At 45.0% G+C, this 10,515-nt stretch carries 9 protein-coding genes; 2 read left to right on the forward strand and 7 right to left on the reverse strand.

Annotated elements, in window-relative coordinates; genetic code table 11:
* Positions 1–12: 12 nt before the first annotated feature.
* The 7 genes from B2U56_RS03375 to B2U56_RS03405 are packed head-to-tail and all read right to left on the reverse strand — an operon-like array spanning position 13 to position 7,776.
* Positions 13–921 (reverse strand): dihydroorotate dehydrogenase, encoded by a 909-nt coding sequence (locus B2U56_RS03375; RefSeq protein WP_286952324.1) that lies wholly within the window; start codon positions 919–921, stop codon positions 13–15.
* Entirely contained in the window at positions 909–2,234 is a 1,326-nt protein-coding gene (locus B2U56_RS03380) for an amidohydrolase family protein (protein ID WP_286952325.1), read from the reverse strand. Before B2U56_RS03380 ends, B2U56_RS03375 begins: the two co-directional genes overlap by 13 nt.
* Positions 2,231–4,564 (reverse strand): xanthine dehydrogenase family protein molybdopterin-binding subunit, encoded by a 2,334-nt coding sequence (locus tag B2U56_RS03385; protein WP_286952326.1) that lies wholly within the window; start codon positions 4,562–4,564, stop codon positions 2,231–2,233. Before B2U56_RS03385 ends, B2U56_RS03380 begins: the two co-directional genes overlap by 4 nt.
* Positions 4,557–5,024: a (2Fe-2S)-binding protein gene (locus tag B2U56_RS03390; protein ID WP_286952327.1), complete on the reverse strand. Its 468-nt coding sequence runs from the start codon at positions 5,022–5,024 to the stop codon at positions 4,557–4,559. Before B2U56_RS03390 ends, B2U56_RS03385 begins: the two co-directional genes overlap by 8 nt.
* A gap of 2 nt (positions 5,025–5,026) precedes the next feature.
* A complete protein-coding gene (locus tag B2U56_RS03395; RefSeq protein WP_286952329.1) occupies positions 5,027–5,833 on the reverse strand; it encodes an FAD binding domain-containing protein in 807 nt (268 codons plus the stop codon).
* 36 nt (positions 5,834–5,869) lie between these two features.
* Positions 5,870–6,673, reverse strand: a complete 804-nt coding sequence (locus B2U56_RS03400) for an XdhC family protein (RefSeq protein ID WP_286952331.1) — start codon at positions 6,671–6,673, stop codon at positions 5,870–5,872.
* Complete coding sequence (locus tag B2U56_RS03405) at positions 6,670–7,776, reverse strand: DVU_1551 family NTP transferase (protein ID WP_286952332.1); 1,107 nt, start codon at positions 7,774–7,776, stop codon at positions 6,670–6,672. Before B2U56_RS03405 ends, B2U56_RS03400 begins: the two co-directional genes overlap by 4 nt.
* A gap of 207 nt (positions 7,777–7,983) precedes the next feature.
* Here B2U56_RS03405 and B2U56_RS03410 point away from each other — a divergent pair, with 207 nt between their 5' ends.
* On the forward strand, positions 7,984–8,535 hold the full coding sequence (locus tag B2U56_RS03410) for a LemA family protein (protein ID WP_013048298.1): 552 nt from the start codon (positions 7,984–7,986) through the stop codon (positions 8,533–8,535).
* 26 nt (positions 8,536–8,561) lie between these two features.
* Positions 8,562–10,515, forward strand: a 1,954-nt coding sequence (locus tag B2U56_RS03415) for a DUF2207 domain-containing protein (protein WP_286952334.1), incomplete at its 3' end; no start/stop codon positions are given.

Genomic DNA, 10,515 nt, shown 5'->3' on the forward strand with positions numbered 1-10,515 from the left:
TAAGCGCTCCTTCTATATAGGATGTTTTTTTATAGCTTTAATGTATTTATGCTGTATATCCTTTAGAGAACTACAACCATGGCTTTCTAGCCATTGAGATATCTCCCGGACTACCACGCCATAGTGGGCCGGACCGTATTTGAGAGCACCACTGCAAATCTGAACGAGGGAGGCTCCAGCCATAAAAAACTTGATTGCGTCAATTCCCCTTTCGATTCCTCCTACTCCAATGACTGGTTTAGGCTGGCATGTGGCGAGTTCATATACGATGCGAAGGGCTACAGGAAGGATAGGCGGACCAGACATCCAGCCTTGCCCAAATGATGATCCCAATAGAGGGATTGGTCTTTCTGGGTCAAAATCAAGGACAGGTCCCATAGAATTTATAGCCACAAAGCCATCTACGTAAAAAGAAGCGGCTTGCGCCAGGCCTTGAATGTCATGAACAGCAGGAGATATCTTCATCCAGATTGGAACAGACACAGCCTCTCTTAGCGCCTGAGCTACTTCGATGAGAGGCGTTTGATCCTTCCCCACATAATGAGTTGAAAACTCGATGATATCAGGGCTAACCTCCTGCTCTAAAATAGGGCCAAGATAGGATACGTCATGGGGGGTATAACCTATGGAAACAATAAGAGGCAATCCCTTTGCTTTTATCTTTTTATAAAGGGGGAAAAACTCCTTAAAAGATTTTTCAGACCACGTCTCGCAGTTCAGAAGGCTTCCCAGAGGTCCTTTCCGTATAGTTGGTCTGGAATCGCAGGCTGGTATTATTGAAACTGTTTTTGTTACAACTCCCCCTGCTCCTCCTTTGATCGCCGCCATAATATGTTCTTCTGTAGCTACATTTGGTCCTGCTGCCGTAAGAACAGGGTTTTTAAAAGGGACGCCACATATAGTTCTTTTTACTTCCACCACGGGAACCCCTCCCTTTTTCCGGAGGAAAAACGTTTATGGAGTTTTTCAGAAACTAGGCGTACATTGTTAAAGATGAGACCCTCGTTAAGAGAAGTGAATGATCCGTCCTTCCATAATACATTTCCATTGCACATGGTTAAATAAGCATGGCTTCGTTGAGCACCATGAATAAGATGCCCCATAATGTTGGATTCATGGATGGGTGTTACCGGCTTGTAGTTGAGAACGGTGATGTCGGCCGGCTCGTCACTAGCAAACACTCCTTGGAAGCCCCATGTATTTCTTTTAACGAGGCGGGACCAGCCCCAGAAGGTCCTTTCAAGGCGCTCAAAAGGTTCTGGTGCATCCTTTGCTGTAATGGCATAGTTTCGCAAAGAAGCCAAAATGTCTGGTGACATGCCGTCTGTTCCTATGACAAACTTTGTAATCCGTTGGCGGTTCATTTCTCCCACCCTGTTGTTTTCATTAGATTCAGGATTCGTAACTACCCACGGAGAAATGTTTTTCAGAATGGCATAATCATCTTCTGTTAAATGGATGCAGTGGATGAGAAGAGAATCCCGGCTCAAAAGATTAAAAGATGCAAGACGATGGATTGGCCCCCTATATCCTAACTGCTGACAATAGGCAAGGTCCTCTTCTCCTTCTCCGCAATGAATATGAATATGAAGATTACGGGGTTTTGCCTCCTTTACCTTTCTGAGAGTATCTTCAGAAAGGGTAAAATTCGCATGAAGGCCTAACATCCCATGGAGAAAGGGATCCCTCTGATGACTTTCCCAAAAAGATATATTCTCTTCAAGTTGCTGATCTATGGAGTGTTTCCCCGCCCTGTCCGAAATCTCGAAAGAGAGTACCCCCCTAATTCCAGCCTCTCTAAAAGCGCGGCCAATTAAACTGAGGCTTCCTCTGATGTGTCCCAAAGACGCATGGTGGTCAAAGATTGTTGTAATACCGCATTGTATTGAACGCAAGATACCATATAGTGCTGAAAAATAAATAGACTCCTCGTCAAGTAGATAATCAAGGGGCCACCACAGATTTTCCAGGATCCCCAGAAAAGATGTAGTTTCTCCACGAGGGCGTAACCCAACGGCAAGCGACGAGTAAAGGTGATGATGGAAGTTGGTCATTCCTGGGACGATAAGTCGCCCTTCAACGTCTATTACGGGGGTATCGGGCCATTTGCGCCTCATGGATTCACATGTAGCAACCTCTGCTATTTTGCCATTCACTATGAGAAGAGCCCCAGAGGGATAAAAAATATCACCGTCTGTAAGAGGGCCGTTGGCTATGATCTGTCTCTTCATCATAAAATCACCCTCTTATGCCTTTTTAGTGCGACTAAAACTTTTTCAGGGGTAAAAGGAAGATCGTAAAGCCTGACTCCGACTGCATCGTATATGGCGTTAGCAATGGCTGGTGCCGTGCCATTGATCCCTATTTCGGCTACAGATTTTGCCCCATACGGACCATCTACATCTGAAGACTCTGCAATAATGGTTTTTATTGCGGGGATATCTGCCGCTGTATAAATTTTATAATCCCAGAAGGTGGGATTATAAACTCGTCCATTTTTATCGAAACGAAGTTCCTCCGTGAGTGCGAAGCTAATGCCGTTAACGACAGCCCCTTCGACCTGTCCTTCTACGAGTTGGGGATTTAAAGGCTGACCGCAGTCAACGGCCGAAACAAGTTGTACGACCTTTACTTTGCCTGTTTTAGTATCCACTTCTACCTCGGCAAATTGAGCTATGAAGGGAGGCGGAGATTGAGGGGAAACAAAAGATGCCCCAGCTTGTATCTGTTTCTGATGACTGGTATAGAAAGAATGCCGGCATATTTCTTCATATGCGAGAGATTCGCCCGTTTTTTCTCTTATGACACAGCCTTTTTCAAGGAGAAGTTCTTCCGTGGGACAATTCATCATCATAGAACCTCTTTCTATTATCTGATGGGCTATATCTTGTGCGCATCGAAGCACCGCTCCCCCAGACACGTAGGTTGTTGACGAGGCATAGGCCCCCACATCAAAGGGGGTCATATCAGTATCGGAGGATAAGATCTGGATATGCTCAAGAGGAACATGAAGAGTTTCTGCTGCTATCTGTGAAAGCACTGTATCTGACCCTGTCCCGATATCTGTGGCGCCCACAAAGAGTAAGAAGGAACCATCATCGTTCATTTTTATATAGGCACTGCCCATATCAACAAGGGGTATTCCGGACCCTTGCATGGCTGCAGCCACACCCACACCGCGTACGGAATCTTTGTCTGGCCTTATCTTTTTGTTGCGCTTGTTATACCAATCTATGGCTGCTGCACCACTATCAATACATTCTGAGAGCTTACAGCTTTTTATTACCTGGGTGACGCCTTCTTGCCCTTCTCCTAATGCTTCAAAAACTGCCGAGGTCTCATGCTCTTTAATGTGCCATTTTTTTATATATTCCAGAATATCCTGGCCTGTTTCTCTGGTAATAATGTCAAGGTGCTGGTTCAGGGCAAAATATCCCTGAGTTGCGCCATATCCTCTATAAGCTCCGGCAATAGGGAGGTTCGTGTAAACTGATTTGCCTGAAAACTTAACGCTAGGTATTTTATTAAGAAGAGGCAAAACCTTCGAGCCGGCATTAGATAGAACAGTCAAGGCATGGGGGCCGTAGGCTCCGGCATTCATAAGGGTATCCATCTCAAGGGCAACTATCTGCCCATCTTCCTTTAGGCCGGTGCGTAGTTTTATTCTGAAGGGATGACGCGTTCGAGAGGAAATAAAGACTTCTCGCCGGCTTAAAACTAAATGGACTGATCGCTTATGCCGCAAGGCAACAAGGGCGGCAAGGGGTTCGAGAAATACTTCCTGTTTTGCTCCAAACCCTCCCCCTATGCGAGGTTTAATAACTCTTATCTGTCGTATTGGGATACTCAAGACATGACTTACAATTCGTCTGGCATGAAAGGGAACCTGAGTTGAAGAAATGATAATGAGCCGTCCTTTCTCGTCGAAAGTGGCTTTAACGGCATGGGGTTCCATGGCACAGTGGCTAACATAGGGAGTGGTATAGGTCCGTTCTATTACATAGGCACTCTCTGCATAGCCTTTTTCAAGATCGCCATATGCGAAATCCACTTGTCCTGCTATATTTTTCTCAGGAAAATAAGGAACTGAAATGGGCGAAAAGGCGTCTTTGCCGTGAATACCTCGTCCCACCCCTTTTGTAGAACTTTCCATGTCGAAGTTTGGGGAAAGATCACGATAGGTTACCTTGATTCTCTGAAGGGCTTCGGAAGCCTGTTCTTCACTTTCAGCAACCACTGCTGCAACGCGATCACCTACGTATCGTACAGTGGAATCAAAAAGCCGTGAATCATAAGGAGAAGGTTCTGGAAATCCCTGCCCCGCTGTTGTAAAAAGAGTGTCAGGAGTGTTTTTGAAGGTTAGAATGTCTACAACGCCAGCAATCTTTTCTGCTTCCTTAGTATCAATTGACTCTATTTCCGCAAAGGCTTTAGATGAATAAAGCAATCGAATGGTCAGCGGTTCATCAACAACCCAGTCATCGGTGTATCGGCCTGCTCCAGTGGCCAGAGACAATCCGTCAACCTTCTTGAGTGAGTGTCCAATGACGTCATATTTATCCATGGATTCTCACCTTCCTTGCGGCAAGATGTACCGCTTCTATAATTTTCACATATCCTGTACATCGGCAGTAATTACCGTCAAGGGCACGAAGAATCTCCTCATCGGAAGGTTCTGAGATTCTTTGCAAAAGAGCATAGGTAGCCAAAATCATTCCAGGTGTGCAGAATCCGCATTGTACCGCACCTGCTTCCACAAAAGCTTCCTGGATGGGATGGGGTGAATGGATAGAGCCCAATCCTTTAACTGTGGTTATTTCTTTATTAATAACAGAGGCTGCAAGAACCTGACATGAATTAACAGGCCGCCCGTTAAGAAGAACAGTGCAGCAGCCACAGCTGCCCTCCCTGCAGCCACAGTGAACTTCAGTGTGTTTTGCTGACCTTAAAAGATCAAGAAGGATCGTTTCACCTGAAAAATTAAGTTCTCTCTTTTTCCCATTTATGAGGAAGGTCCCGTTCATTGCTACTCTCCTCCCTTCAGAGAGAGAAGCCCTCTTTCCAACCATACTTTCGAAATTTCATTAAGATATTCAGCTGAACCTGCCTGTTTATCTAAAAAGTCGATTTCCTGAAGCATATCACTTAATCTTTCTGGGATTACTTCTATTAACTTCCTGCCCTCAAGATGGCTCTCTACTTCTTTTGCCTTATAAAAACGGGTTTTGTTCCCTGTAAAAATAACTCGGGATTTTTCTATTGTTCCCTCTGATATTTTTAGCAGTATGGTCAGGGTAAGGGAGGGATAATCAAAGGAAACCCGCGTTTCTCTGTGATAGAAAGTCCATGCCTTTACAAGGGGTAGGATAACATGGGTAATGAGACATTTCTTTTGCAATAAAGGGTTAGCGAGAAAATCAGGAACAGACATGGTTTGTTTCAGGGGCCAGGCGAGACCTAGTCTGGCATCAAGAGCAATAAGAGGGCCTAATAAATCGGACCACGGCGGTAAAAAGCCAAGACTTCCCCCTATCGTTATTCTGTTGCGTAAGGGAGTAGAAGCTGCGTTGGCAAGGGCTTTCCCCAGCGCATTGTCAGGGTCTATCTGCATAAGAGACTCACTGATCTGAGCATAGGTGCATCCTGCTCCTATAATAACGGTATTGTCTTCTTTTTTAAAATAATCTAGGGGGAGTGACGTTATATCGATTAATGCATCGATTCCTTTTAACCCCCTTCGCAGAAGCCCGGTTCCTGCTCCATGGATAACGTGGCCTTCTTGGGAAAGGAGGTGGGATGCCTCCTCTAACGTGGCAGGGTAGAACCATTTCATGGCTGTCATCATCTCCTTTTCACTTATGGGTAGGCGCTATATATTCCATAAGCGCAGCTTTTCCAGAGAGCTTTTTCTGTAGACTGCAATTATTTCTGCCATGATAGAAATAGCGATCTCAGAAGGTGTTTTGGCTCCTATCGAAAGGCCAATAGGTGTATAGAGGGAGTTGAGGAATGCAGAAGAAATTCCTTGGTTCAATAGTTGGTGCTGTAACTGCGCTACCTTTTTCCTTGAGCCTATAACACCGATATAGGCGGTTGTTTTACCTTCCAGCAGAGATATAGCCTGTCCATCAAAGGCATGGCCGCGGGTAACTACAACTACATATGGAGGTGGTGAAAAGATAACTTGTTGTGCCAGGCAATCTTCTAGAGAACAACAGAGAGCATTAAGCCCGTCTTCTTTTTCTCGAGGCAAATATTCTGCACGATCATCCCACAAGCTTACCCTATATCCGCAAGAAAGAGCAATTTTAGAAAGAGCCCTTCCCACATGTCCAGCTCCGAGGATTAGCATATGAGGGGATTGGACTATATATTCCATAAAAACAGCTGCTCTTCCTCCGCATATGGCATCCTCTGAAGAGCCGGTTTCAAAAGATTCCCTGTATAAAGCTGTTCTTCCCTCCCCTTGCATGAGAGTAATGGCCTTCTTTATAACTCTATGCTCGAAAATGCCCCCTCCAACAGTCCCTATACTTGTACCATCAGGAAGAACAAACATACGGGCCCCTGGTTTTTGAGGGGTTGATCCATTGCTTTCAACGATGGTGCATAAAACACCCTCTTCCCCACGTTCTATGCGTTGAAGCACTTCTTTTAAAATATGGATAGTCATTCCTTACCCCCTAACTCGAGGCCACCTTCTGTCATGTCTTCGAATTCTCTTTGAATATCCAGGGCTCTGCGAAGGCGTGCCAATCCCTGTCTTTCAGCTTTCCCCCCCTTAAATTTTTGAGTCGTCTCCTCAATTCTATCCTGAAGGGAAACCACATTAAAATCTTTAACTATTTTGTCTGCAAGGTAGACAATCTTGGCTTCTAGAGATGCTTCTTCAGGAAGGTCCATATGGTGCTTAACGATCTCTGCTACTTCATCGAATCCAAAATTCGCAAGAAAAGCACTGCCAACAATATCATGCTTGGGGGATTCACGGCAGATATCGTGTAAAAGGGCGGCTCTTTCTGCTAATAAAAAGCGGCAGGGCTGAAAAGAAGAAATAGAGAGGGCAATATGGCGAGCCATCTGTTCCACAACGCGGCAATGTTCTATGATCTTCTGAGGTGTCTGCGCCAGGCGAAAAAGTTCTTCGCATTCCTCTAGTGTAGGGATATTACGTGCGCTCCATGCCCGTTGTGCTTTTCGATAATCGTCAGGAGTATCTATGTCAAGATGGATAAAGTGGTCTGGAATGTTGATTTGCATAAAAGAATCAGCATACTGTTGTAAGAGCCCCGCTAAGCCCCTATAACCAGACCACGCCAGAATAGAAGGCACTAATTTTGCTGATATAAGAGGCGGGTGTCCCTTTTCCTCCCTTAAAATTGGGGAAAGAACGCTTAAAGAATCTTTCCAGTGTTCACAAAGAAAACGAATGGTGCTTGGGCGTACCAGGGGAATATCTGAAGGGTGTAGAAAAAAGGCTGTAATGTCAGAAGGTAGAGATCGGATGCCCTTCAGCACCGAACTGTACATGCCTTTTTCATACTCTTCATTATAGACTACAGAGCAGGCAAGCCGTGAGCATTCTCTTTCAACATGTTCTCGATAGGCGCCCGTTACAACGAAAACACGAAAAACATGGGCAATTCTATATGTTGTTACAAGGCGGCTTAGCATGCTTTGCTTTTCTATAGTGAGCAGAGGTTTACATTGCTTCATGCGGGTAGATGCGCCTGCTGCCAATATAACAGCTGCAAATTCAGGGGTTGTGTTAGACATGCATCCCTCCTGGAAGGTTATGATTTATTTATCATTATACGGAGTCCATATAGTGAAGACAATAGAAACTTTTAATTATTCCCAGCATATTACAAAAAATGATTAAAATGTTACATATAATCTCATCAGACGTTAATGGACTTTTTTGATGTAGAATGGTCAAAAGGTCTGTATTTCTTAAGTTAAGTATCAAGGGGGGGAATACACATGGTGGTAATACTTTCGATTCTTCTTCTCGTCGCTCTTATCGTTTTTTGGGTAGTTTCCATATACAACAGACTTGTACGAATGTCTAACTTGAAGAATGAGGCGTGGAGCGGCATTGATGTGCAGCTTAAGAGGCGGTTTGATCTCATCCCTAACCTCGTGGAAACAGTAAAAGGATACGCAACTCATGAGAAAGAGGTTTTTGAACGGGTTACAGAAGCGCGGGCGGCTATCACCAGAGCACATACAGTGAGCGAACGGGCGGAGTCGGAAAACATGCTTACCGGCGCCCTCAAAACCCTCTTTGCAGTAGCGGAGAACTACCCTGCCCTTCAGGCAAGCTCGAACTTTCATCAGCTTCAGGAGCAGTTAACCTCCCTGGAAAACGATATACAAATGGCTCGCCGGTATTATAACGGGGCTGCAAGGGATTATAACATTGCCATTGAAACCTTTCCTGCTGTGCTCGTTGCAAAAAGATTTGGCTATGAGAAAGCGGATTATTTTGAAACTGCTGAGGAAGAGCGAACAACACCGAAGGTGTCCTTCTAATTCTTTGCGGTCTGGGAGGCTTCGCCATGAAGAGTTTTCACCGGCTTTTTTTGCTCATCTTTTTGTTTTTAATTTTTCTTACAAACTCTGTTGAAGCAGAGGAAGTCATTCTATCGTTTTCTTCTTATGCGACTGTCAAGGTAGATGCCTCCCTCGAGGTTCGTGAGGATATCACTGTATGGGCAGAGGGAAAACAAATTCAACGAGGAATTTACCGAGATTTCCCAACGATCTACAGAGATACTTCTGGCAAAATCGTTAGGGTAGGTTTTTTTGTTAAAGGAGCTTTGCTTAACGGCATGAAAGTTCCATACAGAACAGAATCCCGCTCTAACGGCGTTCGTATTTATCTTGGCGATCCCAATAGAAGAGTTCCCTTTGGAGAACAAACTTACTCTCTTATTTATGTAACTACTGGTCAGGTTGGTTTCTATGAAAAACATGATGAGCTTTACTGGAACGTTACCGGTAATGATTGGGGTTTCCCCATACGAAAGGTGCGATTTTCCATTTCCCTTCCCCAAAAGGTGTCTTTTTCATCAGTGGACATTTATACGGGATATCAAGGGGCCACGGGAAAAGATGCTCAGCTCCTTTCTGATGGATCGGTGCAGACAACAAGAAGCCTTGCTCCCAGAGAAGGGCTGACTGTGGCCTATACATGGCCAAAAGGTATTGTAACCCCGCCTAACCCCCTCTTGAGATACACTTTTTTTGATAGATATGGAATCTGGTTTTTCATCGGGGCCCCCCTGCTTTTATTGGCATATTATGCTGCAGCGTGGCATCGTTGGGGAAATGACCCTCCTCGAAAACCAGTCATCCCCCTTTTTACACCTACCAAAGGGATTGGCCCAGGGTTTATGAGATATGTGAAACGTATGGGCATGGATAACGCCTGTTTTACGGCAGAAATACTCAATCTTGCTGTGAAGGGCTTTATAGTGATAGAAGAATTGACCTTCGAAGAATCGGTAAAACGACTTGGCCTTTTAGGAAGCAGCGATTTGATGAAGAAAGTCGTATCTTTTTCTTCTTCTTTAGCTGGGAAACGATACTCGCTGAAGCTAAATCAGGAACAGCTTTCCCGAAAAGAACGCTCCATTGAAGAGGACATTCTTATCTCCACTCTTTTTGGTGAAGGCAGAGTCGAGCTCCTTCTCAGACAGAACAACCATAAGATTCTCAGCAGAGCCAGAACTAAACTGTTGAAACACTATCGACAGGCCGCTAAACCGCTTTTTTCAAAGAATACCTTACCATGGGCGGCAGGATTTATTATTCCTGCCATTATTTATCTGTTGCTTGGGTGGGGCGGCCAGGCAGAAATGGCTGTTTTTTCTGTAGCAGGAACGTTTATATTTTCCATAGTAGGATCTGTTATTCTGTCAGTCTGGAATATTTGGAGGGAAAGAGGGCAAACCATGAAGAAAATCTTTGCCACACTCTTCCCAATCTTATTCTTTGCAGGTATCGCTCAATTTTTCTTTCTTGGACTGGACAAAAAGAGTTGGTACATACTTATTCCCATATTAGCGACTGTTGTTATGATTCTTCTCTTTCGCAAGCTTATGACAATTCGCTCAGAGAAAGGAAATGACGTTCTAGGTGAAGTTGACGGGCTTGCCATGTATATGGGTACTGCTGAGCGTTATCGTCTTGAAATGTTCCACCCTCCACAAGAAACGCCTGAAATATTCGAACGCTTGCTCCCTTATGCCTTTGCCCTTGACACAGCTGATACCTGGGCGAACCGATTCGATAGTATTCTCCAAGAAAGCGACTATCACCCTGAGTGGTATACGGGAACAGATATCTCCGACCTTTACACTGGCAGAGCAATGGCTAATATGGCTTCCTCCATTGCTTCATCCATAGCGTCGGCTTCCGTTGCTCCCGGCTCAAAAAGCGGGAGTGGCGGCAGAGGCTTTTCCGGAGGCGGAGGGGGTGGCGGGGGCGGAAAAGCCTCTGCCGCCACTC

The organism is Aminobacterium sp. UBA4987, assembly GCF_002396985.1.
GTDB lineage: Bacteria > Synergistota > Synergistia > Synergistales > Aminobacteriaceae > Aminobacterium > Aminobacterium colombiense.